This window comes from Jiella marina (assembly GCF_024359545.1).
GTDB lineage: Bacteria > Pseudomonadota > Alphaproteobacteria > Rhizobiales > Rhizobiaceae > Jiella.
Window position 1 is genome coordinate 445,420 of record NZ_JAKQZG010000002.1, and the last position, 24,180, is coordinate 469,599.

At 65.1% G+C, this 24,180-nt stretch carries 25 protein-coding genes; 8 read left to right on the forward strand and 17 right to left on the reverse strand.

The annotated features are described in order from the left end of the window. Window positions 1-35: 35 nt before the first annotated feature. From MF134_RS05585 to MF134_RS05615, 7 genes are all read right to left on the reverse strand, one after another. Window positions 36-410 (reverse strand): BLUF domain-containing protein, encoded by a 375-nt coding sequence (locus MF134_RS05585; protein ID WP_255338414.1) that lies wholly within the window; start codon window positions 408-410, stop codon window positions 36-38. 184 nt (window positions 411-594) lie between these two features. After that, window positions 595-957 carry a DUF1850 domain-containing protein gene (locus MF134_RS05590; protein ID WP_255338415.1) on the reverse strand — a complete coding sequence of 121 codons (363 nt, stop codon included), beginning with the start codon at window positions 955-957 and terminating at the stop codon, window positions 595-597. After that, window positions 954-3,101 (reverse strand): TRAP transporter permease, encoded by a 2,148-nt coding sequence (locus MF134_RS05595; protein WP_255338416.1) that lies wholly within the window; start codon window positions 3,099-3,101, stop codon window positions 954-956. Before MF134_RS05595 ends, MF134_RS05590 begins: the two co-directional genes overlap by 4 nt. A 353-nt stretch (window positions 3,102-3,454) precedes the next feature. Then, on the reverse strand, window positions 3,455-4,327 hold the full coding sequence (locus MF134_RS05600; protein ID WP_255338417.1) for a metal ABC transporter permease: 873 nt from the start codon (window positions 4,325-4,327) through the stop codon (window positions 3,455-3,457). Then, window positions 4,324-5,226 (reverse strand): metal ABC transporter permease, encoded by a 903-nt coding sequence (locus MF134_RS05605; RefSeq protein WP_255338418.1) that lies wholly within the window; start codon window positions 5,224-5,226, stop codon window positions 4,324-4,326. The genes MF134_RS05600 and MF134_RS05605 overlap by 4 nt, the downstream gene beginning before the upstream one ends. Next, window positions 5,223-6,113, reverse strand: coding sequence for a manganese/iron ABC transporter ATP-binding protein (locus tag MF134_RS05610; RefSeq protein ID WP_255338419.1), 891 nt, complete (start codon window positions 6,111-6,113; stop codon window positions 5,223-5,225). The genes MF134_RS05605 and MF134_RS05610 overlap by 4 nt, the downstream gene beginning before the upstream one ends. A 255-nt stretch (window positions 6,114-6,368) precedes the next feature. Next, the gene (locus MF134_RS05615; protein WP_255338420.1) at window positions 6,369-7,286 is read right to left on the reverse strand and encodes a metal ABC transporter substrate-binding protein; all 918 of its coding nucleotides are present in this window, start codon (window positions 7,284-7,286) and stop codon (window positions 6,369-6,371) included. Between MF134_RS05615 and MF134_RS05620 the strand changes: the two genes are divergently transcribed. Next, a complete protein-coding gene (locus tag MF134_RS05620; protein ID WP_255338421.1) occupies window positions 7,280-8,155 on the forward strand; it encodes a hypothetical protein in 876 nt (291 codons plus the stop codon). The two genes, MF134_RS05615 and MF134_RS05620, sit on opposite strands and share 7 nt — an antisense overlap. Window positions 8,156-8,403: 248 nt before the next feature. On the opposite strand, the gene MF134_RS05625 is transcribed toward MF134_RS05620, so the two are convergent. From MF134_RS05625 to iolE, 8 genes are all read right to left on the reverse strand, one after another. Beyond that, on the reverse strand, window positions 8,404-8,538 hold the full coding sequence (locus tag MF134_RS05625; protein WP_255338422.1) for a hypothetical protein: 135 nt from the start codon (window positions 8,536-8,538) through the stop codon (window positions 8,404-8,406). A gap of 55 nt (window positions 8,539-8,593) precedes the next feature. Then, a complete protein-coding gene (locus MF134_RS05630) occupies window positions 8,594-9,373 on the reverse strand; it encodes an ATP-binding cassette domain-containing protein (RefSeq protein WP_255338423.1) in 780 nt (259 codons plus the stop codon). A 2-nt stretch (window positions 9,374-9,375) separates the two neighbouring features. Beyond that, window positions 9,376-10,509: an ABC transporter permease gene (locus tag MF134_RS05635; protein ID WP_255338424.1), complete on the reverse strand. Its 1,134-nt coding sequence runs from the start codon at window positions 10,507-10,509 to the stop codon at window positions 9,376-9,378. Window positions 10,510-10,612: 103 nt separating this feature from the next. Beyond that, window positions 10,613-11,524, reverse strand: coding sequence for a sugar ABC transporter substrate-binding protein (locus MF134_RS05640; protein ID WP_255338425.1), 912 nt, complete (start codon window positions 11,522-11,524; stop codon window positions 10,613-10,615). Between the two features lie 46 nt (window positions 11,525-11,570). Then, window positions 11,571-12,371, reverse strand: coding sequence for an SDR family oxidoreductase (locus tag MF134_RS05645; protein WP_255338426.1), 801 nt, complete (start codon window positions 12,369-12,371; stop codon window positions 11,571-11,573). Next, a complete protein-coding gene (gene iolG / locus MF134_RS05650) occupies window positions 12,368-13,387 on the reverse strand; it encodes an inositol 2-dehydrogenase (RefSeq protein ID WP_255338427.1) in 1,020 nt (339 codons plus the stop codon). The genes MF134_RS05645 and iolG overlap by 4 nt, the downstream gene beginning before the upstream one ends. Further along, window positions 13,384-14,562 (reverse strand): Gfo/Idh/MocA family protein, encoded by a 1,179-nt coding sequence (locus MF134_RS05655; RefSeq protein ID WP_255338428.1) that lies wholly within the window; start codon window positions 14,560-14,562, stop codon window positions 13,384-13,386. The genes iolG and MF134_RS05655 overlap by 4 nt, the downstream gene beginning before the upstream one ends. Before the next feature lie 23 nt (window positions 14,563-14,585). Further along, window positions 14,586-15,500 (reverse strand): myo-inosose-2 dehydratase, encoded by a 915-nt coding sequence (gene iolE, locus MF134_RS05660; protein ID WP_255338429.1) that lies wholly within the window; start codon window positions 15,498-15,500, stop codon window positions 14,586-14,588. 91 nt (window positions 15,501-15,591) lie between these two features. Between iolE and MF134_RS05665 the strand changes: the two genes are divergently transcribed. Continuing rightward, window positions 15,592-16,626, forward strand: coding sequence for a LacI family DNA-binding transcriptional regulator (locus tag MF134_RS05665; RefSeq protein WP_255338430.1), 1,035 nt, complete (start codon window positions 15,592-15,594; stop codon window positions 16,624-16,626). A 57-nt stretch (window positions 16,627-16,683) separates the two neighbouring features. Here the strand turns inward: MF134_RS05665 and MF134_RS05670 are convergent, their stop codons facing one another. Together MF134_RS05670 and MF134_RS05675 are read right to left on the reverse strand one after the other, a co-directional pair. Next, window positions 16,684-17,154: a heme-degrading domain-containing protein gene (locus tag MF134_RS05670; RefSeq protein WP_255338431.1), complete on the reverse strand. Its 471-nt coding sequence runs from the start codon at window positions 17,152-17,154 to the stop codon at window positions 16,684-16,686. Between the two features lie 94 nt (window positions 17,155-17,248). Next, window positions 17,249-17,995, reverse strand: coding sequence for a DeoR/GlpR family DNA-binding transcription regulator (locus tag MF134_RS05675; RefSeq protein WP_255338432.1), 747 nt, complete (start codon window positions 17,993-17,995; stop codon window positions 17,249-17,251). Window positions 17,996-18,176: 181 nt separating this feature from the next. On the opposite strand from MF134_RS05675, the gene MF134_RS05680 reads away from it, so the two are divergent. From MF134_RS05680 to MF134_RS05705, 6 genes are all read left to right on the forward strand, one after another. Then, the gene (locus MF134_RS05680; protein WP_255338433.1) at window positions 18,177-19,199 is read left to right on the forward strand and encodes an oxidoreductase; all 1,023 of its coding nucleotides are present in this window, start codon (window positions 18,177-18,179) and stop codon (window positions 19,197-19,199) included. A 139-nt stretch (window positions 19,200-19,338) separates the two neighbouring features. Then, window positions 19,339-20,466 carry a LacI family DNA-binding transcriptional regulator gene (locus MF134_RS05685; RefSeq protein ID WP_255338434.1) on the forward strand — a complete coding sequence of 376 codons (1,128 nt, stop codon included), beginning with the start codon at window positions 19,339-19,341 and terminating at the stop codon, window positions 20,464-20,466. 147 nt (window positions 20,467-20,613) lie between these two features. After that, window positions 20,614-21,615 (forward strand): Gfo/Idh/MocA family protein, encoded by a 1,002-nt coding sequence (locus MF134_RS05690; protein ID WP_255338435.1) that lies wholly within the window; start codon window positions 20,614-20,616, stop codon window positions 21,613-21,615. Between the two features lie 4 nt (window positions 21,616-21,619). Then, window positions 21,620-23,194, forward strand: coding sequence for an acyl CoA:acetate/3-ketoacid CoA transferase (locus MF134_RS05695; protein ID WP_255338436.1), 1,575 nt, complete (start codon window positions 21,620-21,622; stop codon window positions 23,192-23,194). Further along, window positions 23,191-23,958 carry an enoyl-CoA hydratase/isomerase family protein gene (locus MF134_RS05700; RefSeq protein WP_255338437.1) on the forward strand — a complete coding sequence of 256 codons (768 nt, stop codon included), beginning with the start codon at window positions 23,191-23,193 and terminating at the stop codon, window positions 23,956-23,958. Before MF134_RS05695 ends, MF134_RS05700 begins: the two co-directional genes overlap by 4 nt. Next, window positions 23,958-24,134 (forward strand): hypothetical protein, encoded by a 177-nt coding sequence (locus MF134_RS05705; protein WP_255338438.1) that lies wholly within the window; start codon window positions 23,958-23,960, stop codon window positions 24,132-24,134. Before MF134_RS05700 ends, MF134_RS05705 begins: the two co-directional genes overlap by 1 nt. The last annotated feature ends 46 nt before the right edge of the window (window positions 24,135-24,180 follow it).

The following is a 24,180-nucleotide window of genomic DNA, read 5'->3' on the forward strand; positions in this document are numbered from 1 at the left end:
TCGATCCGGCGCTGGGTGGCGCCCGGACCGGCTGCTTAAGCCAGCCGCGCGAAAAGCGGTGTTTCGGCGCTGTCGCCGCTGCCGTGTTTCTCCTCGATGGACACGGCGATCATGTAGAGATCGCTGGGCGACATCCGGCTCATGCCGAAACCGTCGAACTGGGATTGCTCGATATCGGCGCGTGACTGCAGGACGACGCCCGTATGTCTCGGGTCCGACTGGATTCGCAGGAAGAGGAGATCGACCACCTCCTCCGGCCCTTCGAGGATCTGCGTGACCATTCGCCCGTCGAAGGCGATCGCGCCCCGGATCGCATGCTGCTCGTTCCATTCGCGAGCATGCTTCAGGATTTCGGCGAATTCCTCGGCCGAAAGACCGTTCGCCATGCTGCTGTATGAGATGTGCCGCATCTCGGCCCCAAGCCAATGCGACGCGGAGAATTCCGCGTCCGTTCACGTTACCCCATGGCGTTGCCCGCCCGTGCCACAGGTGCTTCGGAACGACATGCTAGGCAGAGGCGACCGGTGAGTCCAGTTCGTTGAAAATGAATAGAAATTGCTGACGCTTAGTCGGCAGGGTGAAATTGCCCTGCTGTCATTTTCCGCACCAGCGCAGATGAATCGGTGCGCCGGGGTCGCGACCAAGCTCGACGCAGCCCGTTCCTTCGCTGCAAAACTGCCAGCCGCCGCCGGTGGCGCCGGAGGCCGCAAGAACGAGTTCCGGAATCGGCGCACGGTCGAGGCGGTAGACATAGGCGCCGTCTTCGAGGCGCGCGTTGGGCGGCGGCTCCATGCCCGCGCCCGAACCTTCGATCCGGCCCTGAAGCACCGTCAGCCCTTCCGGCCCGGCGCGCCAGGTTTCCTCCCAGCGTGTCTTCTCGACGGAGTGCGTCCAGGTCAGGGTGAAGAGCGAGGCGGCGATGGTCGTGATCTTGCCGCCGGCTGCAATGCAGATCATGCCGGCGAGCGCGGTGCGCTCGACCGCGCTGCCGTCTCGTCACGGTGATCCACGCTCTTCTTCCGCGTCATCCAATGGGTGGCAATCGTTCCTGCCGCCAGCGCGAAGCCGATCTCGTCGGTGAGCGGCAAAGCGGCGATCAGCGTGAAGGCCGCCGCCGCCGCGGGCAGGCGCTGCCACCAGGGCATCGGCGCCAGGAGATAACCGATCGCGGCCGCCCCCCACAGCCCGATGGCGAGGCACGCCTTGAAGACGATGTAGGCCACCGCCGGAACATAGCCGATGGCTTCCGCGAGCGGCCCGCCATCCTGCAGCATCAGGGCGGGTGTGTAGACCGCCATGAAGGGGATGACGAAGCCGGCGAGCGCGACTTTCACCGCCTCGAAGGAGATCCTGAGGCCCGGCGCCTTGGCGATGGGCGCGGCGGCAAAACAGGCGAGCGCCACCGGCGGCGTCAGATCGGCGAGGATGCCGAAATAGAAGACGAACATGTGGCTGACGATCAGCGGCACGCCGAGTTCCAGAAGGGCGGGGCCGGCAATCGAGGAGGTGATGATGTAGTTCGGGATCGTCGGGATGCCCATGCCGAGGATGAGGCAGGTGATCATCGTGAGGATCAGCGAGAGGAAGAGCGAGGTGTCGCCGACCGAGACGATGAACTGGCCGAAGGTGTTGGCGACGCCCGTCAGTGTCATCGTGCCGACGATGATGCCGACGATGGCGCAGGCGATGCCGACGGGAAGGGCGGTCTTGGCGCCGTCGGCGAGCGCGTCGCGGCTGACGATCAGGGTCTCGCGCCCGCCCTTGAGGAAAACGCAGCCGACGACTAGAGCGGCGAGGGCGATCACCACGGGCATGATGCCATATTGGAAGAAGGCCGCCGCCGCGAGGCCGATCGCGATCCAGAAGACGTAACGCATGGCGAGGGCCGGCATGGCCGCGGCGATCGGCGCACCGAGGATCAGGAGCGCCGTCAGCGCGAGACCGATCGTGCCGGCATAAAGCGGCGTGTAGCCGGCAAAGAGCAGCCAGACCAGGACGGCGAGCGGCAGGATCAGATACCAGCCGACCTTCAGCGCGCGCCAGGCAGAGGGGAGTTCCTCCTTCGACAGGCCGAGGAGGTTCCGCTTGCCGGCTTCGAGATGCACCATCCAGAAAACGGAAGCGAAATAGAGGACCGCCGGGATCAGCGCCGCCGTCACCACCTCGGCATAGGCGACGTTGAGCGTCTCGGCCATGATGAAGGCGACCGCCCCCATGACCGGCGGCATGATCTGCCCGCCCATGGAGGAGGTCGATTCCACGCCGCCGGCAAACTCCGCCCGGTAGCCGAAGCGCTTCATCAGCGGGATCGTGAACTGGCCCGTCGTCACCACATTGGCGACGCCCGAGCCCGAGATCGTGCCCATCAGGCCTGAGGAGAAGACCGCGACCTTGGCCGCCCCGCCCTTCGCCCCGCCGACGAGACCGAGGGCGATATCGGTGAACAGCTTGATCATGCCGGCGCGCTCCAGAAACGAGCCGAACAGGATGAACAGGAAGATGTAGGAGGAGGAGACGTAGGTCGGGATGCCGTAGATGCCCTCGGTGCCGAAGGCCATGTGATCGATCACCTGGGAAAAGGCATAGCCCCGGGTGATGAAGGGGGAGGGCAGATATTCGCCGAACAGGCAATAGGCGAGGAACAGCCCGGCGATGATCGGCAGGGCCGGCCCCATGATCCTCCAGGTGGCGATGAAGAGCACGACGAGGGCGACGACGCCCACCACCGTATCCAGGGTCGTCGGTGTGCCAGCGCGAAAGATCAGCGCCTCGTATTCCCACCATTGATAGAAGGCGACGGCCATGCCGAGCAGGCCGAGGACCCAGAACAGGGCGCGCAGTGGCACGGCCTGGTGCTTGAGCGCCGCGACCAGCGGCAGGCCGAGCAGGCACAGAAAGCCGACATGCACCGCCCGCACGATCTGGCTCGGCATGTCCCAGAGATGGGCGGCGGTCAGTAGCTGGAAGGTGGAGAAGGCAATGGCGATCGCAAAGAGCAGGCGGCCTTCGAGGCTTGCCGGAAAGCTGGAAGCCAGCGGGTCGTGAATTTCCGAACGCTCGTCGTCGGTCGGGTTCAGGCTGCTCGTTTCTTGCGTACTCATGCAGGCAGCCCCTCCCAAGGCCTCGTGGGAAGCGAGATTAGCCGGGGGCGGGTTTTTCGCAAAGGGGATTGCGGGAAGGCAAAACGATCTCTTGAAGATTGGGCTGAGGGAGCGAGGTCAACTGATCTCCCGCTGCTGGGCCTGTCGAACGGCGGGGGAGATGTCCGGCAGGGCTGAGCAGAAGCCGCCCGCGAATAATCGTCCGACGCTGGTGCCAGACCCCCCTCTGGGTTGCCACCCATCTCCCCCACAAGGGGGGACAAAGGCCTTCATGGACGTTGGCTCCCACCACTCTCCCCCCTTGCGGGCGAGATGTCGGCGGAGCCGACACAGGGCGGTAACCCCTGTTTAAGTCACGCTGTGGGTTCCCGCTGGAGAATCCTCCTATCCTCGCCCGCCGCCGAAGCCCGCTTCGTCAGTGCCAGCCGGCGCAGAAGGGCGAGGATGAACAGCCCGGTCAGCACCAGCACGATCGTCGGCGCCGGTGCGGAGTCGATGAAGAAGGCGAGATAGGTGCCCGTCAGCATCGAGAGCATGCAGACGGCAACCGCCGTGACCAGCATTCGCCCGAAGCTGCGCACGAGCAGGAAGGCGATGGCGCCGGGCGTGACGAGGAGCGCAACCGCGAGGATCAGCCCGACCGAGGTCAGCGTCGCGACGATGGTGAGCGAGAGCGCTGCGAGGAGGCCGTAGTGCAGGAGGCCGGTGTTGAGCCCCGCCGCCTGGGCCTGGGCGGGATCGAAGGCGTGGAGCAGCAGGTCCTTCCATTTCAGCAACAGGACGACGGCCACGGCGAGTGCGATGATGCCGGCAGTCAACAGATCGTCCGGGCCGATGCCCAGCATGTTGCCGAAGAGAATATGGTCGAGATGCTGGTTGGTCTGGACCGCGGTGAACAGGATGATGCCGAGGCCGAACATGCCGGAGAAAACGACGCCCATCACCGTGTCCTGCTTCACTCGGCTGTTGTCCGACAGATAGCCGGTCAGCAGCGCGCAGCCCATGCCCGCGGCGAAGGCTCCGACCACCAGCGGAATGTTGAGGATCCAGGCGAGCACCACGCCGGGCAGGATCGCATGGCTGACGGCGTCGCCCATCAGCGCCCAGCCTTTCAGGACCAGAAAGCAGGACAGAAGCGCCGTCGGCACCGCGACGAGGATCGCGATCAGAAAGGCATTCTGCATGAAGGGGAACTGGAACGGCAGGAGCGCGGCGTCGAGCGTCATGGCCGTACCCTTGCCAGCGGCGGGCGCGAAGCTTCAGTCGTCTCGGTCTCCTTCAGGGCGGCCGCGGCCTTGCGCTTTGCGGCCAGGAGCCCGTGTTTCGGCGCGAACAGGAAGGCGAGCAGAAAGATCGCCGTCTGCAGCGAGACGATGACGCCGCCCGTGGCGCCGTCCAAGAAATAGGAGAGATAGGCACCGAGAAAGCTGGTCACGGCGCCGATCGCCACGGACAACGCGATCAGCCGCGGAAAGCGGTCCGACAGCAGATAGGCGGTGGCGCCCGGCGTCACCACCATGGCGATGACGAGGAAGGCACCGACCGTCTGCATCGCCGCGACGATCGCCGCCGAGAGCAGGCAGAAGAACACCGCCTTCAACAGACCGGGACGCAGCCCGATCGAGCGGGCGTGGCTCTCGTCGAAGAACACCGCCATCAGATCCCGCCATTTGAGGATGAGGATCGCGAGCGACACGACGCCGATGATCGCGAGCTGCAGCGTGTCTTCCGGGGTAATGGCGAGGATGTTGCCCATCACGATGGTCTGGACGCTGATCGCCATCGGATTCATCGAGACCATGAACAGGCCGAGGCCGAAGAAGGAGGTGAAGATGATGCCGATCACCACGTCGACCTTCAGCCCCGAACGATCCGACAGGAAGAGCATCGCGCCGGCCGCGAGCCCGCCGGAAATGAAGGCCCCGAGCGCGAAGGGCAGGCCCAGCATATAGGCGCCGGCGACGCCCGGCACGACGGAATGGGACAGCGCATCGCCGATGAGCGACCAGCCCTTGAGCATCAGATAGGCCGACAGAAAGGCGCAGACCGCGCCGGTCAGTGCCGACACCCACATGGCGTTCGCCATGTAGGAATAGGTGAAGGGCTCGATCAGCGCCGCGATCATCGGGGCGGACCTTCCGAGACCACCATCTGGTCGCCATAGTCGATGAAGGGGCGTTCGTCGTCGGTGATGATCCTCACCTTGCGTGGATCATCATCGTCGTGAAGCGCGGCACCGCCCAGGGTGAAATGGCGCAACACGCCGCCGAAGGCACGCTCCAGATTGGCTCTCGTGAAGGTCTCGGCGGTCGGGCCATAGGCGAGCACCGTGCCCTTGACGAAGACCGTGCGGTCGCAGAATTCCGGCACCGAGCCGAGATTGTGGGTCGAGACCAGCATGACCCGGCCCTCGTCGCGCAGTTCGCCCAGAAGCTTGACGATCTGGTCCTCGGTCTTCACGTCGACGCCGGTGAAGGGCTCGTCGAGCAGGATCACCTTGCCGTCCTGGGCCAGCGCGCGGGCGAGGAAGACGCGCTTCTTCTGTCCGCCGGAGAGTTCACCGATCTGGCGCTCGCGAAACTCCGTCATGTTGACCCGGGCGAGAGCCTGTTCGACCGCTGCGTGATCGGCTTGGCTCGGCCGGCGCAGAAAGCCCATATGGCCGTAGCGCCCCATCATCACCACGTCTTCCACCAACACCGGGAAGCTCCAGTCGACCTCCTCGGCCTGGGGGACATAGGCGATGAGCTTTTCCTTCAGCGCCTGGCGCACGGTCCGGCCGAGAAGCCGGATCTCGCCCCTTGCGACCGGCACGAAGCCCATCAACGCTTTGAAAAGCGTCGACTTTCCCGCCCCATTGACGCCGACGAGCCCCGTCACCGTGCCGCGCGGGATCTGAAAGCTCGCGTCGCGCAGCGCGGTGTGGCCGTTGCGATAGGTGACGGCGACGCCCTCGACGCGGATGCCGTCGGCGCTGTCGGTGGTCTTCGGAAGATCGGCGCGGTCATCCATGGGATGTTTGCCTCGCCACGGTCGTGAAGGTCCACGACCCGGCTTCGTTTGCAGGCTTCGATCGGGTGCGGCAAGACCCCCCTCTGTCGGCTACGCCGACATCTCCCCCGCAAGGGGCGAGAGTGGTGGGAGGAAATTTCGATGAAGAGCCATTCTCCCCCCTTGCGGGGGAGATGTCCGGCAGGACAGAGGGGGGTAAACCACCTCGCAAACGCGCGGAAACCGAGGTGATTGGCATCCGTACCTCCAGCCCCCTCAATTCGTCGCCCCGCTCAGGCCGTCGGCGACGGTCTGGGCGGTGACGCGCAGGAGGTCGAGATAGGTCGGCACCGGCCCGTCCGGCTGGGAGAGCGAATCCACATAGAGCACCCCGCCATAGGCCGCGCCGGTCTCGCGGGCGACCTGTTCGGCCGGAGCGGTATTCACCGTCGATTCGCAGAAGACCGCCGGCACGTCGTGTTCCTCGACCCCGTCGATCACCTTGCGCACCTGCTGGGGCGTGCCGGTCTGGTCGGCATTGATCGGCCAGAGATAGAGCTCCTTCAGACCGAAATCGCGGGCGAGATAGCTGAAGGCGCCCTCGCATGTGACGAGCCAGCGCTTGTTCTCGGGCAGCCCGGCGATCCGATCGCGCAAGGGCTCGATCGTGTCGCGGATCTCCTGCTTGTAGGCCTCCGCATTCGCTCGGTAGGTCTCGGCATTGTCGGGGTCGTATTCCACGAAGGCGTCGCGGATATTGTCCACATAGATCAGCGCCGTCTCGAGCCCCATCCAGGCATGGGGGTTCGCCTGGCCCTCATAGGAGCCTTCCGAAATCGGGATCGGGTCGATCCCCTCCGACAGGGTCACCGACGGCACGTCTCCGAGATTCTGCAGGAACTGTTCGAACCAGAGTTCGAGATTGAGCCCGTTTCTGAGGATGAGATCGGCGCCATAGGCGTTGACGATGTCGCGCGGTGTCGGCTCGTAGCCGTGGATTTCCGCGCCCGGCTTCGTCACCGAAACCACCTCCGCCGCGTCGCCGGCGACGTTCCTTGCCATGTCGGCGATGACGGTGAAGGTGGTGACGACCTTGAACCCATCCTCCTGCGCACGGGCAGGAAGGGACGCGAGGATCGTCGCGAGCGCGGCGATCGAAGCCCCGAACAGCGCCGATCGAACTGGACATGCCATGGAAACGGTCTCCTTTCAGCCGATTCCAATCAGGTCTTTTCTGCTTTTGCAAGTTATTTGCATTAAGTCACGGAAATGGGAATGCGGATGGTGGCAGGGAGAGCGGTTTCGACGATTTCTGGTTATGTTTTGTCAGGAGGGCACGGTTAGCCTGCGCGTGTCGTTCATGCTTCGGAGTTCGGTGGCCAATGATCCGCAGGATTCTGCTGTCGCTTGCCGTTTGCCTACTGGGCATGCTCGCTGGTTGCAGCATCTCCGAATGGAACCAGAAGATGGTTCTGGTGGTGGAGACGCCCGAGGGTATCAAGACCGGCGAGAGTGTTGTGCGCATCGGCTTCACGGCCAATCGCATGGACTTGGCGAAGAGCTTGCCCGGCGCGAAGGTGAAGTGGATCCCGCATGGCGAGGCGGTCGTGGTCGATCTCGGCGAGCGCGGCGTGCTGATCGCCCTGCTCAAGGGTGAGAAGGGCTATATGGGCGATGCCGGCCCGAACGCCTCCTTCGCGTTCAATACCGGCCGATTTTATCCCGGCAGCGAGGAGACGATCGAGAACGTGCTCGATCAGCGGACGGGTGTCGCCGTGCTGATCCCGCGCAAGGCGTATCCGCTGCTCGTCACCTTCCGGGACATCTCCGACCCCTCGACCATCGAGCAGGTCGACCCGGACGATCTGGCGAAGAGTTTCGGCGAAGGCGTGAGGCTGAAGAGCCTGACGCTGGAGAGGACGGAAGAAGATATGACTGATGGGCCGCTACCGGAGATGTTGCCTTGTCATCAAAAATTGCAGCAGTGCGTACCAGTCGATTTTTCGCTTCCCTATGACGATCGGATGAGAAGCGTCCCCAATTGGGCATTCTGGAGCAACTAATCGAAGACCATCTCCAGGGACTGGTTTATCGCCGTACATCTTTCAAGCGTCGGCCGCGTGTTGCTTGGTTTGACGCCAACCGTCATCCCGGCCTTGAGCCGGGATCCATGCCAAATCGATCATGACAAGAACTGCGATGCCGAAAAAGAACCAAGTCCTTCAAAGCTTGGGCATGGCCCCTATGAGGCATGGATCCCGGCTCAAGGCCGGGATGACGAGGCGGAGGCTCTTGTGGCGAAACACCGTATTCAGTCGCGGAAGCAGTCGGACAGACCGCTCTCGTCCGCCAACACCTCCAGCGCTTCCGCCGCATCGAACCGGCCGTCGTAGAGGGCGGGGCCGGAGATGCCGCCTTCGCGTTTTTCGGCCTCCGGCAGGGTCATGCTGACGTTCCCGCCGACCGCGCGTCGCGCGGCGGTTCTTAAGCCCTCGCCGGCCTCAAATAGCGGCGATCTCCTGTTCGAGGTCGGCCATCTCCACGCCGCCGGCCATCAGGTGGCGGATGTCCTTGCCTTTCAGTTCCTCCTTCGTGCCCTTGCCGATGACTTCGCCCAGCGCGAGGAAGGTGAAGCGGTCGGCGACGAGGTTGGAGTGGACCTCGTTATGGGTGATGAAGATGATCGCGATGTCGCCGCGGGCGCGGACGCGGGCGATGGTCTTCAGCACCTCCATCTGCTGCTTCTGGCCGAGCGCCGAGGTCGGCTCGTCGAGGATCAGAACCTTGGCGCCGAAATGGATCGCGCGGGCGATCGCCAGCGTCTGGCGCTGGCCGCCGGACATGGTGCCCACGGCCTGGCCCGGATCGGAGATGTCGATGCCGATCTTGACCATTTCGTCATGGGTGATCCGGTCCATCTCGTCCATCTTCAGAAGGCCGAAAGGCTGCGGGCCGGTGGTCAGTTCGCGCCCCATGAAGAAGTTGCGGGTCACGCTCATCAGGGGGTTGAGTGCCAGATCCTGATAGACGGTGCCGATGCCGGCCTCCGTCGCATCGCGCGGCGACTGGAAGGTGACGGGCTTGCCCTCGACATAGAGCTGCCCCTCGGTCGGCTGGTGCACGCCGGCGAGCACCTTGATCAGCGTCGACTTGCCGGCGCCGTTGTCGCCGAGCAGCGCATGAACCTCGCCGCGATAAATTTCGAGGTCGATGCCGTTGAGCGCGGTGAAGGGGCCGAAGCGCTTGACCAGCTTTTCGGCGCGGATGAGCGGTTCGGCCATTGTCAGAGCCCTCCGGTGATGCGCTTGCGCACGCTTTCGTTCAGGAAGACGGCCGTGAGCAGCACGACGCCGACGAAGACGCGGTAGTAGCTGCCGTCGATCGCCGGGATGAAGAACACGGCATTGGCGACGAGGCCGAAGGTGATGGCGCCAAAGACCACGCCGATCACCGAGCCGAAGCCGCCGGTCATCAAGGTGCCGCCCACGACGGCGATGGCGATCGCCTCGAGTTCCTTCAGATTGCCCTTGGCGGCGTCCGCCGTGTTGGTGTCGAAGACCTGGCAGGCGGCAAACAGCGTGGCGCAGAAGGCGGTGAACATGAACAGGGAGACGCGGGTCTTGTCGACAGGCACGCCGTTCGCCCTTGCGCTTTCCCGGTTGTCGCCGGTGGCGAAGATCCAGTTGCCGGCCTGGGTGCGCGACAGGACGACATAAGCGAGCGCGGCGACCAAGAGCCACCAGACGACGCGGGCGTCGAGGCCCGTGACCCACTGGTTGCCGGCACGATTGAGGTTGCCGCCGAGCCAGAACCAGATGTCGTAGACGAAGCCGAAGGCCTCGCCGCCGAACATGTAGGCGAACCAGCTCTGCTCCTTGTAGTCCGGCAGGCCGGAAATCTGCGTCGAGGAATTGATCACGCGGAAGCAGACCTCGGTGAGGCCGCGCAGGAAGAACAGGAAGGCCAGCGTGACGATGAAGCTCGACAGCTTCGACTTCACGACGATCGTGCCGATCAGCCAGCCAAGCGCCAGCGTCATCACCAAGGTGAAGAAGAAGGCTGTGACCGGCGTCGCCTCGCCGAGGCCGAAGGGCAGGCCCCATTTCAGCATCATCGCCATGGACATGCCGGCAAAGCCGATCATCGAGCCGATCGACAGGTCGAAATCGCCGGCGATCATCAACAGGCAGGCGCCGGTGGCGATGATGCCGAACTGCGCGATGACCGAGAGATTGTTCTTGAGGCCCAGCGGATTGAAGGCGTTGCCCTCGCTGGCGAAAGCGATGGCGGCGATGACGACGATCATCACCAGGAACGCCCCGGCTTCGGGCCGGCGCATCAGGGAGGAGAAGGTGCCTCCCTTCTTCAGACGGTCGGATTCGGTACGCTTGGTACCAGGCTGGCTGGCCTCGGACATGATCGATCTCGAATTTGGCTGAACGGCGAGGGGGCGGCCGACGACGCGGCCACCCCGGTTTCATCGCGATCCGATCCAATGCTGTCGGATCGTCTGCAATGCCTCAGCGCGTCGTGCCGGCCTGCTTCTCGACTTCCGCGGCGTTCGAGGAATCGACGAAGCCCGGGCCGGACGGAATGTTGGAGCCCGGCAGCATGCCTGCATTGGTGTTGTAGAGATGGAGCACCACCACCGGCATGTAGCCCTGCAGATATTGCTGCTGGTCGATCGTGAACTGCACCTTGCCGTCCTTGATCAGGTTGATCACGCCCGGCGTCATGTCGAAGCAGGACAGATAGATCTCGGCTCCGACTTCCTCGACCGCCTTGGCGGCGGCTTCACAGACATGCGGACCGACGGCGAGCAGCGAGTCGATCTCCTGGTCGGACTGGAGCGCGGCGGCGGTGCGGGTCTGGATCTGGGTGACGTCGTTGGAGACGTCGATCATGTTCAGCTCCTGGCCCATCGCCTCGAAATAGCCTTCGCAGCGATCGACGAGCGCGGTGTTGTAGGCCTCCTGGTTGAGGCAGAGCGACTTGGTCGCGCCCTCGGCCTTGGCCCGCTCGCCGGCAGCCATACCCGCCTCGCGCTCCGGCTGGCCGACATGCATCAGCGCGCCGACTTCCTTGTAGGCTTCGAGACCGGAATTGATCGTGATCACCGGAATGCCGGAATCCGAGGCCTCCTTGATCGCACCACCGAGCGCGTCGGCATCGGGGAGTGAGACGATCAGCCCGTCGGGCTGGGTCGCGGCGGCCGATTCGATCAGCCGCGCCATGTCCGCCATGTCGCCCGAGGGGGCGAAATTGTACTCCAGTTCCGCACCGACTGCCGCCGCGGCGTCCTTGGCGCCCTTCTCGACGACCGGCCAGAACGGATCGGTGCCCTGCGTATGCGTTACCATCACGTAGCGCTCGGCCATGGCCGATCCGGTCATCAGGGCCAGCATCGTGGCGGTTGCGAGTATCTTCTTCATAATTCCTCCCTGGGATGTAAGTGCTCCGAAGAGCGGTGACCCGATCCTATTCCGGATAGGAGCCGGGGACATTCTGATCATAATCGATGAGAGCGCCAGTCACGACGCCCGCGGCATCATCGCATAGTAAATAGCTGGCCAGTCCGGCAAGCTGATGCGGCTTGCACAATTGTCCCATCGGCTGGGCGGCTTCGGAACGTTCGAGCCAGCCATCGGTCGCGCCGTGAAACCTCCGCTGGGTGGCGTCCTCGCCGGGCGTGTCCATCCAGCCCGGCAGGATCGCATTGCAGCGGATACGTTGCCCGCGATAGGCGTTGGCGACGTTCTTCGTCAGCGTGGCGAGCGCGCCTTTCGATGCCGAATAGGGTGAAAGATACGACTGGCCGCAATGGGCGCATTGCGACAGGATGTTGACGATGGCGCCGCCACCGCCGGCCGCAATCCGATGCTTCACGAAGCCCTGCATCAGGAAGAAGGGGGCGCGGGTATTGGTGTCGAACATCTCGTCCCAGAGCGTGACGGAGGTGTCGAGCAGCGTGCCGCGAGCGCCAAGCGCGGCGGCGTTCACCAGCGCGTTGACGGCGCCGAACCGCGCAACGGCCGTCTCGATCAGGCCGAGACACGCTTCGGGATCCTTGAGGTCGACTTGCGTGAAGGCGACGTCGCTCGCGCCGATCGCCTTCAGTTCCGCGACCGCTTTCTCGCCCTTTGCCGGGTCGCGGCCGGCGAGCATGATCCGCCCGGCCCCTTCTTCGACCAGTTGCCGGGCGATGGCGAAGCCGACGCCCTGGGCGCCGCCGGTGACCACGGCGGCCGTGCCGGCATGTCGTTCGTTCAGCCTGCTCATTCTGCAAAATCCTGGTCCGGGCCGGTCAGATGCACGGTCGCCCCTCGCTTGAGCGAGGCCGCCGCCGCCTCGGCGAGATAGGCCGCCATCAGGCCGTCGATCGCATTCACCGGCATGTCTCGGCCGTCGCGGGCGCATTCCAGGAAGAGCCGGATTTCGGCGGTGTAGCTCGGGCCGTAGCGTTCCATGAAGAATTCGAGGATCGGCGCGTCGGTCCCCGGCGTCTCGGCGGTGAACGCCCGAAAACCGGATTGCCGGGGATTGTCGGACATGAGCATGCCCTTCTCCCCGAACGCCTCGATCCGCTGGTCGAACCCGAAGGCGCAGCGGCGCGAATTCAGGATGTTGATGATCGTGCCGTCCCTCGTCAGCATCGTCACGCTGGCCGTATCGATGTCGCCGAGCCGGCCGATATCCGGGTCGACGATGGAGGAGCCATGGGCCGTCACCGACACGATGTCGCTCGAAAGGATCGAGCGCGCCATGTCGAAATCATGGATCATCATGTCGCGAAACAGCCCGCCCGAACGCGGAATGTATTCCAGGGGCGGCGGCGCCGGGTCGCGGCTGGTGATCGTCAACTGCTCGAGGCGTCCGATCCGGCCGGCATGCACCCCTTCACGGACCGAAGCATGCCCCCGGTCGAAGCGGCGGTTGAAGCCGAGAAAGACCCGCCGCGCCGCGGCTTCCCCGACGCGCGCGACGAAGTCCCGGCTTTCCGCAAAGGTCGCCGCGAGCGGCTTTTCGCACAGAACCGGCTTGCCGAGCGAAACGGCGTGGTCGAGCAGCTCGATATGGGTGTCGGAGGAGGTGGCGATCATGATCGCCTCGACTTGCGGGTCCGCCATCGCCTCCGCGGCGCTGGCCGCGATCCGGGCGCCGGTCGTCTCGGCCAGTGCCTCTGCCGCTTGCGCAACGGGATCGTAGATCGTGGCGACCCTGGCGCCGGCTGCGGCGATCGCCGCGGCGTGGACCCTGGCCATGCGTCCGGCTCCCATCAGGGCGATGGCGGTCATGCGACGTCTCCGATCTGGAGGCGGCGGTCTTCGGCGGCGGATTGCGCCATCGCGGCGATGATCCGCTCGTTATCGGCGCCGAAGCGAAAGTCGGGAAAGCAGGGGTCCGGGCCGGCAATGCCGTGGACGAGGTCGTGGACCTCGATCACCTTGACGTCGAAATATCCGAGCCCCCCGCCGGCGAAGTCGAAGCCGAAGAAGCCGGTGAACTGGGGGACCTGGCTGCCGGCCAAGAGCGTCTTGAAGCCGCGGTCGTGCTTCTCGTCGCCATAGCGGGCGATCTTCAGCTCGTTGAACCGCTCGCCATCCATGAGAATGGTCCCCTCCGTGCCCGAGACCTCCCAATAGACGCCGAAGACCTTGCCGGCGGCGATCCGGGAGGACTCGATCGTGCCGCCCGCGCCATTGGCGAAGGTGACGAGCGCCTGGAACTGGTCCTCGTTCTCGACGTCCAGGCGCTTGCCGGAGGCATCTGCGCTGGCCGCATAGCCGGAGCCTGTGCCGGGCGCCGGCCGCGTCCGAAAGACCGTCTGCTCCTGCCCGAACACGCTCTCGATGTCGCCCATGAGAAATTGCGCCACCGAGATCACATGGCTTCCCAGATCGCCGAGGGAGCCGGTCCCCGCCTGCTCGCGCGAGCATCGCCACGACCAAGGCATGTCGGGATCGTTGAAGAAGCCCTGGTCGAACCAGCCGCGGAAGCGCGTCGGGGTCCCGATGTCGCCGCGTTCGATCAGCGTCTTGGCGAGGAGAGCCGCCGGCGTCTTCACATTGTTGAACGCCACCATGGTCTTGACGCCCTTCGCCTCGGCCGCCGCGGCCAGGCGTTCGGCGTCCTCGAGCGTGACCGTCAGCGGCTTTTCGCAATAGACATGCTTGCCGGCGTCGATGGCCGCCATCGCCATCTCGAAATGCATGGCATTGGGCGTGGCGATGTCGACCACGTCGATTTCGGGATCGCGCACCATCTCGCGCCAGTCCGCCGTCGATTGGGCGAAACCGAACCGGTCGGCCGCGGCGGCGGCCAGTTCGGGCGTTGCGTCGGCCAGCGTGTGGCAGACCGGGAGCATCGGCAGGTCGCGATAGAGCAGGGAAGCCCGGCGATAGGCGTCGGCATGGGCCTGGCCCATGAAGCCCGAGCCGATGAGCCCGATATTGAGAATAGGCTTTGACATGGTTTTCCCTTCCCGCGGCCGGTTCAGGCGCCGGCCGGCGGAATGATGTGCGTGGTGACGAAGCGATGGGCGCGGGCGACGGTCTCGGCGGGCGGCGCCTTTTCCGGGTCCTGTTCGGCTTCGACGACGAGCCAGCCCTGATAACTGCCGGTCGCAAGGAAGCGGGCGACCGGTCCGAAGTCGATGTCGCCGTCGCCGGGAACGGTGAACATGCCGAGGCGAACGCCTTCGTTGAAGCTCAGGCCCTCGTTGCGCACGCGGTCGAGGATCGGAGCGCGGACGTCCTTGAGATGGATGTGATTGATCCGGGGACCGTACTCTTGGATCAGCGCCGCGTAGTCGAAACCGCCCGCATGGGCATGCCCGGTGTCGAGCAGCAGACCGACGGCGGGACCCGTCGCCGACATGACCGCCCGGATCTCGTCCAGCGTCTCGGCGACCATCATCAGATGATGGTGATAGCTCAGCGCGAGACCGAACGCGTCCTTCAGCGCCTCCGCGAATTCGGTCAGTCGCGCGCCATAGTCTGCGAAATCGCCGACCCCCATCGTCCTCCGCTGCGACATCGGCACGTCCAGGGCATCATCCGTCATCGCGCCGCACTCGCCATAGACCATCACCTCGGCGCCGCAGGCGCGCAGCAGGCTCGCATGGTCGCGAACGGCTTCGAGCTCCGCCGCGACGCCGCGCTCGGCGAGAAAGCCGCTGTACCAGCCCGAGACGAATTGCAGCTCGTGCTGGCGCAGAAGCGCTCCCAGCGCCTCGGCCGATTGCGGGAAGATGCGACTGTTCTCGACGCCTTCGAACCCGGCCTGCCGCGCCTCGGAAAGGCATTGCTCAGGCGTCGTCCCGCGACCGAGATCGTCGAGAACCTCGTTGACCCACGACAACGGGCTGATGCCGAGCCGAAGGTGACCCGGACCACTCACTGTGCTCATGAAGGATTCCTCCCAGAACCGGAGCGGACCCTAGTCGACGTATTCCGGCCAATCCACTTGCATTTTGAAGGATTCCCCTCAAAATGCCGCCATGAGCCGGAAGACCACTCTGGAAGAGATCGCCAAGGCCGCCGGCGTCAGCCTGAGCACCGTCGATCGGGTCGTGAATCGCCGCGGCGGTGTATCGCAGAAGGCCGAGGCCAGGGTTCTCAAATGGGCAAGCCAGCTCAATCTCGATCGCCGGATCTTCCGGTCGCATCTGCCGACCTTGCGGATCGCCGTCCTGATGCAATCGCGCGAGAACGATTTCTTCGCCTCGCTCCGCGATGCGTTCGCCGAACTCGAACATGCGGGCGGCAGCACCCGCATCTCGTTTCTCCTGCATCCCATGGACCCGCTGGACGTGCCGGGAACCGTCGCGCGGATCGACGAACTGGCGGCGAGTTATGACGGGCTGGTCATCACCTGCCCGGACCGGCCGCCGCTTGCCGAAGCCGTCAAACGGGCCGCGTCGCGCATTCCGGTGGTCACGGTCGTGACCGATCTGCCCCAGAGCGGCCGTCTTGCCTATGTCGGCCCCGATAACCGGCAGATGGGCCGCGTGGCCGGCGAACTGATGGGGCGTTTCATCGGGCCATCGGGCGGCGAGGTGCTGGTGATCGTCGGCATGCACCACATGATCGGCCATCAGGAACGGGAAATGGGCTTCCGCTCGATCCTGCGCGAGCGCTTCGCCAACTGCCATCTCCTCGAGATCGTCGAGAGCGAGGAGGATCCGGAGCGTGCGGCATCGCTCACCGAGGACGCGCTGCGCCGGCACCCCGGAATCCGCGGAATCTACAATGTCTCCGCCGGCAATTTCCCGATCTCGCAGAATGTCGAGAAGCTCGGGCGCAAGGGCGAGATCGTCATCATCACCCACGAACTGACGGCTCGCCGCCGAATGCTTCTGACCGAAGGTCGGATTGACGCCGTCATCGACCAGAACCCGCGTCTGGAAGCCAGAAAATGCCTCGATGTCCTGGCGAGCCATTTCGGCCGCGACGAGCAGATCTCGTTCTCGTCGACCGCGACGCCGTTCCAGATCATTCTGAGAGAGAATTGCCCGTTGGTTGCGGCCGACTGAGTACGGGCGGGGCCCGGTCCTGTCGCCAGGCAGAGCCGTATCAGGACCTCAGGACGATTATCTCAAGACCGCACGCAAGGCTTCGACGACCATCTGGTGATCCTCCGGCTGGGAGAGACCCGAGACCGTCGCCGCGCCGACGACGCCCGCACCGGCCACACGGATCGGGACGCTGCCGCCATGGGCCGCATATTCGGTGACATCGAGCCCGGTTTCCGGGCCGACCGTCTTGCCCTTCGCCTTGAAGCGCACGCCGCCCAGCATGGAGGAGCAATGCATGCGGAGAACGAAATTGCTCTTCCGGCGCACCCAGGAATCATTGTCCGGCGCAGCGCCGGGCAGGGCAGCGTGAAACAGCGTGCGGTTCGGGGTGCGGATGTCGATGACGATCGGAGCCCGGATCGCCCGTCCCGCCTCGACCAGGGCCATGCCGACGGCGATCGCGGTGTTCTCGTCAAAGGCCGTGAAGACGAGTTCTGCCTCGTGGGCTTCGAGTTCTTCCTGCGAGGGGATTTCAATCTGTGCCATGGGGTGTCGTCTCCTGAGGGCTCGGATGTCTTGAGGGATGGGCGCTCGGGCCTCGCTCGCGGTCCCGGCGATGGAATGGATCGGCCCGCGCGCGCTAACCTGCGAGCGGCTCTGCGCTGCGCGTCGCGGAGGCGTTTTTCGGTGGTGTTTCCTGGTCGCTCATGAAAAGGTCGAACTCCTCCAGCGCGGCGACGAAGAAGGGCTCGCGGCGGCCGAATTTGGTGTGGTCGGCGACCAGCATCCGGCGCTCGCTGATCCGCATCATGGCGCGCTTGGCCGCGCCGTCCCATTCCTCCGACGCCGTGACGCCGAAAACCGGATCGACGGCGCAGGCACCCATCACTGCCAGTGTCGCGCGATAGCTGCCGATCGTCTCGATGGTGGCGGCGCCGCGAAACAGCCGCTGCTCCGCGTTCCACTCGCCGCCCACGACGATCAGGCGGATATCCTTGCGGTGCGACAAGGCGAGCGCCACGTCGAGGGACAGGGTGATGACCGTGAACGGGCCGGGCGGCAGCCGCCGCGCCACCTCCAGCGTCGTCTGTCCGGCATCGATGACGAGGGTCGCGCCGGGCGTCAGATGCTCGGCCGCCATCTCCCCGATCTTCGCCTTGGCGTCGCCGGCGATATGGCCGCGCACCTCGCGCCGTATGCTCGGCACGTCGAGGCTGACGGCGCCCCCATGGGTCTTCTGCAGGAAGCCCTGGCCGGAAAGGACCTCCAGGTCGCGGCGGATCGTGTCGTCGGAGACGGCGAAGCGCCGTCCCAGATCGCGCACGCGCACATGGCCCGCGTCGACGAGGATCGAAAGGATGGCCTTGCGACGTTCTTCGATTTCCATGGAGTCGTGATAGTCGAGTCGGGAAAACTCCGCAACAAAAACGCATTAGATATGCTGGTTTTTCTCGCATTGGCGCAAATAATGCCGCATCTGGCTTGACCCATGCGGAAATTCTCCGCAAATCCGCATGACGCACAGCGGGGAACCGCATTCCTCCCAATACCTGCAGAAAGGTCCGGACATGTCGGAAATCAAAGTCGGCCTCATCGGCTTCGGCCTCGCCGGATCGGTATTCCATGCGCCTCTCATTGCCGCCGAGCCCCGGTTCGAGCTGGCAGCCGTCGCGACGTCGCGCGACCTGCCGGCGGAGTTTGCGGCCGCCCGGACCTACACGGATCCGATGGAACTGATCGGCGATCCGGCGATCGACCTTGTGGTCGTCGCCTCGCCCAACACGAGCCATGCGCCGCTCGCCCGTGCGGCTCTCATGGCGGGCAAGCATGTGGTCGTCGACAAGCCCTTCACGATCGACACGCGCGAGGCCCAGGAGCTGATCGATCTCGCCAAGCTGAAGAACCGCCATCTGTCGGTCTTTCAAAACCGGCGCTGGGACGGCAATTTCATCACCGTGCGCGAGCTTCTCGACGAGGGTGCGGTGGGCGAGCTGCGCTATTGCGAGATCCATTACGATCGCTTCCGGCCAGCGCTCAAGGTCGACTGGCGCGAGACAGTCACCCCCGGCGCGGGTGTGCTCTACAATCTCGGGCCGCATGTATTGGATCAGGCGATCTGCCTCTTCGGCAAACCGAAATCGCTCTTCGCCGATATCGCCGTCCAGCGCGATGGCGCGGCGGTCGCCGACTACTTCCATATCGTGCTCGACTATGAACGTCTCCGCGTCGTCGTCCACGCCTCGACGCTCGTCGCGAAACCGGGGCCGCGTCTCGTCGCCCACGGCACGACCGGCAGCCTCTATCAGTACGGCATGGACCAGCAGGAACCGCAGCTGGCGGCGGGTCTGAGGCCCGGCGAACCCGGCTGGGGCGAGGCGGAGGAGGTCTCGATCACCATCAGCGATGGCGAGACGGACCGGTCTATCGCGCCCAAGCCGGGCGCCTATGAGTGCTTCTATGGTGGTGTCGCCGCAGCCATTCTCGACGGAGCGCCTTCGCCCGTCACCCATGAGGAGGCCTACACGCTGATGGCCATGCTGGAAGCCGCACGCCGGAGCGCGGTGGAAGGCCGCAAGGTCGCGCTGGTGTGACGGCGGAGCCGCATGCGCGTCAGGGGGGAGGCAGGAGCGCTTGGCGCCGTTTCCCTCCTTTTGCGACACGAAACCGGTTCGCGCCGCGCCTCATCATGAGGTAAGGGCATGCGGGAACGCGCAAGGGAGGCGCCTCCGCATGACAAGCCCGGGCGAGCGCAAACGGGTCACGATCCTCGACGTCGCGAGAGAGGCCGGGGTGTCGAAATCCTCGGTCTCGCTGGTCCTGCGCGGCTCGCCGCTGGTCAGCGACGACACCCGGGAGCGGGTGCGGACCGCCGCAAAGAGCCTCGGCTACATCTATCATCGCGGCGCGGCCTCGCTGCGCATGGCGAAGAGCCGCTTCGTCGCCCTGGTCATTCCCGACCTGACCAACCCCTTCTTCGCCCAGTTGGCCGTCGCGGCCGAGGCGGCCCTGTTTGAAAAGGATTACGTGCCGCTTCTGGCCAATACCGGCGACGAGCGCGACCGGCAGTTCCGGGTTCTGCGCACCATGCGCGAATATGGCGTCGCCGGCGTGATGATGAGCCCGGCCCATGGCACGTCCCATGCCGACATTGCCGGGCTCGGCATTCCGGCCGTGGGCGTCATGCGCCGGCTGACCGACGGCCTCTCGGCCGAGCTTCCCTATATCGGCCCCGACAACGAGGCGGGGTTTCGGGCGCTCACCCGCTATCTGATCGACAATGGCCACCGGCGCTTTGCCTTTCTCGGCGGCTATCCGACCATGTCCACCCAGAGGGAGCGGCTGGCCGGCTTTCATGCCGCGCTCGACGAGGCGGGTCTCGATCCGGCCGAGGCCGCCACGATCCATGAAGGTCTGCCCTCCCGGTCTGGCGGCCGGGCCGCAGCGAATGAGGCGCTGGCGGCCCGCCGGGCCAGCGCCTTCGTTGCCTATAACGACGTGGTCGCCTTCGGCGCCAACCGGCTGCTGGTCGAGGCAGGGCTGAAGGTCGGGCGCGACATCGCGCTCACCGGCTTCGACGACGTCGCCGAGGCCAGCCACAATGCGCCGCCGCTCACCACCGTCGACGTCCGCATCGCCGATCTCGGCCGGCTCGCGGCCGAAACGCTGGTCGCGCGCATCGAAGGCGCCGAGACGGCCGCCGAAACCATCGTGCCGGTGGAGCTCAAGATCCGCGAATCGAGCGGATGGGCGGGCTCCGGCCGCTCATCCGGCGACTGCGCGCCTTCGTTCGCTGACAAGGAGCGACACACCCAAGAACATCATCCCGGCCTCGAGCCGAAATCCATGCCACAGCGCTGACCCTACGTGTCGGGTTCGTGCTGCCAGGATTTCGCCAACATCCCAACTTGACTGTTTTGGAACGTTCCATTACGGCTAAAACCAAGTTGGAATGCTCAAAATGCCAACATCGCCGGTCGGGAGGGATCGGCACGAAAGGGAGGTTTCATGCGCTGGGCTCTAATAGGCGCGAGCCGGATCGCGGCCAATTACATGATCGATGCCATCCGCTCGGTGGAAGGCTCGACGATCACCGCCGTCTTGAGTTCGGACGCGGCGCGTGGCGCGGATTACGCCAGGACCCATGGCATTGCCGAGAGCTATACCGATCTCGATCGAATGCTGGCCGAGGCCGAGATCGACGCGGTCTATATTTCGACCACCAATGAGAAGCACCATGCCGAGGCCATGGCGGCGATTGCGGCGGGCAAGCATGTGATGTGCGAAAAGCCCCTGGCGATGACGGTCGCCGACGCAGCCGAGATGGTGCGTGCGGCCGCCGAGAAGGGCGTGGTCTTCGGCACCAACCATCATCTGCGCAATGCCGGCACGCATCTGGCGATCCGCGACCTGATCGCCAATGGCGCGATCGGAAATGTGCTGAGCGCCCGCGTCTTTCATGCGGTCAACCTGCCAGAGGTGCTGCGCGGCTGGCGGATCGACAATCCCGGCGCCGGCGGCGGGGTCATTCCGGACATCGTCGTGCATGACGCCGATACGGTGCGCTTCCATCTGGGCGAGGATCCGGTCGAAGTCGTCGCGAGGCAGACCGTCTCCGGTCTCGGACAGGGGGTCGAAGACAGCGCCATGTCGATCTGGGAGATGCCGTCGGGCACGATGGTCCAGACCCATGAGAGCTTCACCCACGCCTTTGCCGAGACGGGTATCGAATTCCACGGCACCAAGGGATCGATCGTGGCGCGCGGCGTCATGACCCAGAATCCGGTCGGCGAGGTCTGGCTCACCGATGAGAATGGCCGCAAATCGGTGCCTTACGAGACGCACGGGCTCTATGAGCGCTCGATGAGGCTCTTCCACGCCGCAGCGCGCGGCGAGGGGCGCCCCTCGGCGGATGGCGTCGACGGAGTGAAGTCGCTCGCCGTCGCCATGGCCGTCAAGGCTGCTGCCGATTCCGGCAAGGCGGTCGCCGTCGATTACGGAGGGTTCTGAGGCCGTGGCGTCCAAGCTCGTCAGCCCGGAAGAGGCCGTCAGCCGAATTGCCGACGGGGCCGTCGTCACGGTGTCGTCGTCCTCGGGCCTCGGCTGCCCGGACAAGGTGCTTGAAGTCCTCGGCAAGCGGTTCGACGGTGAGGGCCATCCGCGTGACCTCACCATGTTGCACCCGATCGCGGCCGGCGACATGTACGGCATCAAGGGCATCGATCACATTGCCAAGGACGGGCTGATCAAGCGCGTGCTCGCCGGCTCCTATCCGTCCGGTCCGTCGTCTCTGCCGATGCCGGAAATCTGGAAGATGCTGACGGAAAACCGGGTCGCGGCTTATAATGTGCCGTCCGGCATCCTCTTCGACATGCATGCCGACGTCGCGGCACGCCGGGCGGGCGTGTTGACCAAGGTCGGGCTCGACACATTCGTCGATCCGATCCGCGAGGGCTGCGCGATGAACGACGTCGCGGCCGAACAACCGATCGTCTCGCGCGTCGAGCTCGGCGGCGAGACCTGGCTGCATTTCCCGAACATCGTGCCCGATGTCGCCATCATCCGCGCGACCACGGCGGACGAGCGCGGCAATCTCACCTATGAGCACGAAGGCGCCTATCTCGGCGCGCTGGAGCAGGCGATCGCGGTCCGCAACCATGGCGGCCTCGTCATCGCCCAGGTGAAGCGCGTCACCGCGTCGGGGTCGCTTCGGCCCCACGATGTCAGGGTGCCGGGCCATCTGGTGGACCTGATCGTCACCGATCCCGAGCAGTTGCAGACCACCGGAACGCCGTACGATCCGGCGATTTCCGGCGAGATCATCCGGCCCTGGGACAGTTTTTCGACGCCGGAATTCAGCGTCGAGACGATCATTGCGCGCCGCGCGGCCATGGAATTGTCCGCCGGACAGACGGCCAATCTCGGCTTCGGCATCTCGGCGATGGTGCCGCGCATCCTGGTCGAGGCCGGCCATCCGCAGGCTGTCACCTGGGCGATCGAGCAGGGGGCGACCGGCGGTGTGCCGCTTCTGGGCTTCGCCTTCGGCTGCGCGTCGAATGCCGACGCCATCATGCCGAGCCCACAGCAATTCACCTACTTTCAAGGCGGCGGCTTCGACATGTCCTTCCTCTCCTTCCTGGAGGTCGATGCGGAAGGCAACGTCAACGTCTCGAAGCTCGGCAAGAAGCCCTATCTGACGGCCGGCTGCGGCGGCTTCGTCGATATCACGGCGCATGCCAAGAAGATCGTTTTTTCCGGCTTCTTCGAGGCCGGTGCGCAGTTCGACGTGTCAGGCGATGGATTGCGGATTTCGAAGCCCGGCAAGTTCACCAAGATGGTCGACCAGGTCGAGCATGTGACCTTCTCGGGCCGGCGGGCGCGCGAGATCGGCCAGGACGTTCTTTACGTCACCGAGCGCTGCGTCATCCGTCTGACGGAAGAGGGGCTCACGGCCACTGAGATCATGCCCGGCATCGACCCCGAGCGCGATATCGTCGAGGCCTCGAAGGGCCGGGTGAAGGTCGCTCCGGACGCGGTTTCGATGCCCCGCGCACTCTTGCGCGAAGGACCCATGGAGCTTGAGCTATGAGCACGGTCCATCTTCGCATGCACGGATCGGTCGCCGAGCTTCGCCTGGACAATCCGGACAAGCTCAACGCCTTCACCATGCCCATGCTCGAGGCGCTCGAGGCTCATTGTGCGACGATCGACCGGGATGCCGCGATCACGGCGGTGGTGCTGACGGCGGAAAAGGCGAAGGCGTTCTGCGCCGGCGCCGATATCGTCGCCTGGGGTGCCTTGTCACCGGCGGAATTCGCCCGGCACTGGATCCGCGACGGTCATCGCATCTTCGACCGGCTGGCGCGGCTTTCCAAGCCGACCATCGCCGCGATCGGTGCTCATGCCTTCGGCGGCGGGCTGGAGCTTGCTGCGACCTGCGATCTCAGGGTCATGGCACCGCGCGCCACGCTCGCCTTGCCGGAAGCCGGTGTGGGGATCGTTCCGGGCTGGTCGGGCACCCAGCGTCTGGTGCGTCTCTTGGGCGAGCCGACGGTCAAGGAAATGGCGCTGTTCGGCCGGAGGATCGGCGCCGAGCGGGCGGTCGCCTGCGGCTTCGCGGTGGAAGTGGCGGAAGACGCGGATGCCGCGGCCTTCGCCATTGCCGAAGAGGCGAAGCGCCTGTCGCCGCGCGCCACCGAGGCTGCGAAATACATGATCCATGCGGCTGTGGGTGAGGATCGTGCCGCGATGATCGAGACGCTTGCGGGCGGTATGATCGCCGCCACGGATGACCGCAACGAAGGCGTCGCCGCTTTCCGCGAAAAACGCAAACCGGGATTCACGGGGGCCTGATGGTGGAACTCCCCGTCCATGCCGACGATGGCGCGAGACGCTCGGAATTTCGCCCGGGCACGGCGCAACATGGCAATAAAGCATTCTCCATGATTTTTCTGCCGACGGGACTGGACGGCAAAAATCAAGTGGATACGCTCGCCGAGCGGGGCGGGGTTTTGCCTGCCCTGAAATGATGAGCTTCGTGTTTCGCGGACCCCGGTTCATCGGGCGTCACCGCGA

Bases quoted from the DNA above. Each gene is read 5' to 3' on its own strand.
- MF134_RS05670 (WP_255338431.1), bottom strand. From the start codon at position 17,154: ATGGCACAGATTGAAATCCCCTCGCAGGAAGAACTCGAAGCCCACGAG.
- MF134_RS05640 (WP_255338425.1), bottom strand. From the start codon at position 11,524: ATGAAGAAGATACTCGCAACCGCCACGATGCTGGCCCTGATGACCGGA.
- MF134_RS05605 (WP_255338418.1), bottom strand. From the start codon at position 5,226: ATGATCGCGGCGCTGATCGAGCCCTTCACCTATTCCTACATGGCGAAC.
- MF134_RS05700 (WP_255338437.1), top strand. From the start codon at position 23,191: ATGAGCACGGTCCATCTTCGCATGCACGGATCGGTCGCCGAGCTTCGC.
- MF134_RS05675 (WP_255338432.1), bottom strand. From the start codon at position 17,995: ATGGAAATCGAAGAACGTCGCAAGGCCATCCTTTCGATCCTCGTCGAC.
- MF134_RS05620 (WP_255338421.1), top strand. From the start codon at position 7,280: ATGCCATGGAAACGGTCTCCTTTCAGCCGATTCCAATCAGGTCTTTTC.
- MF134_RS05680 (WP_255338433.1), top strand. From the start codon at position 18,177: ATGTCGGAAATCAAAGTCGGCCTCATCGGCTTCGGCCTCGCCGGATCG.
- MF134_RS05705 (WP_255338438.1), top strand. From the start codon at position 23,958: ATGGTGGAACTCCCCGTCCATGCCGACGATGGCGCGAGACGCTCGGAA.
- MF134_RS05600 (WP_255338417.1), bottom strand. From the start codon at position 4,327: ATGACGCTCGACGCCGCGCTCCTGCCGTTCCAGTTCCCCTTCATGCAG.
- MF134_RS05630 (WP_255338423.1), bottom strand. From the start codon at position 9,373: ATGGCCGAACCGCTCATCCGCGCCGAAAAGCTGGTCAAGCGCTTCGGC.
- iolE (WP_255338429.1), bottom strand. From the start codon at position 15,500: ATGAGCACAGTGAGTGGTCCGGGTCACCTTCGGCTCGGCATCAGCCCG.
- MF134_RS05625 (WP_255338422.1), bottom strand. From the start codon at position 8,538: ATGACCCTGCCGGAGGCCGAAAAACGCGAAGGCGGCATCTCCGGCCCC.
- MF134_RS05665 (WP_255338430.1), top strand. From the start codon at position 15,592: ATGAGCCGGAAGACCACTCTGGAAGAGATCGCCAAGGCCGCCGGCGTC.
- MF134_RS05610 (WP_255338419.1), bottom strand. From the start codon at position 6,113: ATGGATGACCGCGCCGATCTTCCGAAGACCACCGACAGCGCCGACGGC.
- MF134_RS05655 (WP_255338428.1), bottom strand. From the start codon at position 14,562: ATGTCAAAGCCTATTCTCAATATCGGGCTCATCGGCTCGGGCTTCATG.
- MF134_RS05615 (WP_255338420.1), bottom strand. From the start codon at position 7,286: ATGGCATGTCCAGTTCGATCGGCGCTGTTCGGGGCTTCGATCGCCGCG.
- iolG (WP_255338427.1), bottom strand. From the start codon at position 13,387: ATGACCGCCATCGCCCTGATGGGAGCCGGACGCATGGCCAGGGTCCAC.
- MF134_RS05685 (WP_255338434.1), top strand. From the start codon at position 19,339: ATGACAAGCCCGGGCGAGCGCAAACGGGTCACGATCCTCGACGTCGCG.
- MF134_RS05585 (WP_255338414.1), bottom strand. From the start codon at position 410: ATGCGGCACATCTCATACAGCAGCATGGCGAACGGTCTTTCGGCCGAG.
- MF134_RS05590 (WP_255338415.1), bottom strand. From the start codon at position 957: ATGATCTGCATTGCAGCCGGCGGCAAGATCACGACCATCGCCGCCTCG.
- MF134_RS05635 (WP_255338424.1), bottom strand. From the start codon at position 10,509: ATGTCCGAGGCCAGCCAGCCTGGTACCAAGCGTACCGAATCCGACCGT.
- MF134_RS05645 (WP_255338426.1), bottom strand. From the start codon at position 12,371: ATGAGCAGGCTGAACGAACGACATGCCGGCACGGCCGCCGTGGTCACC.
- MF134_RS05690 (WP_255338435.1), top strand. From the start codon at position 20,614: ATGCGCTGGGCTCTAATAGGCGCGAGCCGGATCGCGGCCAATTACATG.
- MF134_RS05595 (WP_255338416.1), bottom strand. From the start codon at position 3,101: ATGAGTACGCAAGAAACGAGCAGCCTGAACCCGACCGACGACGAGCGT.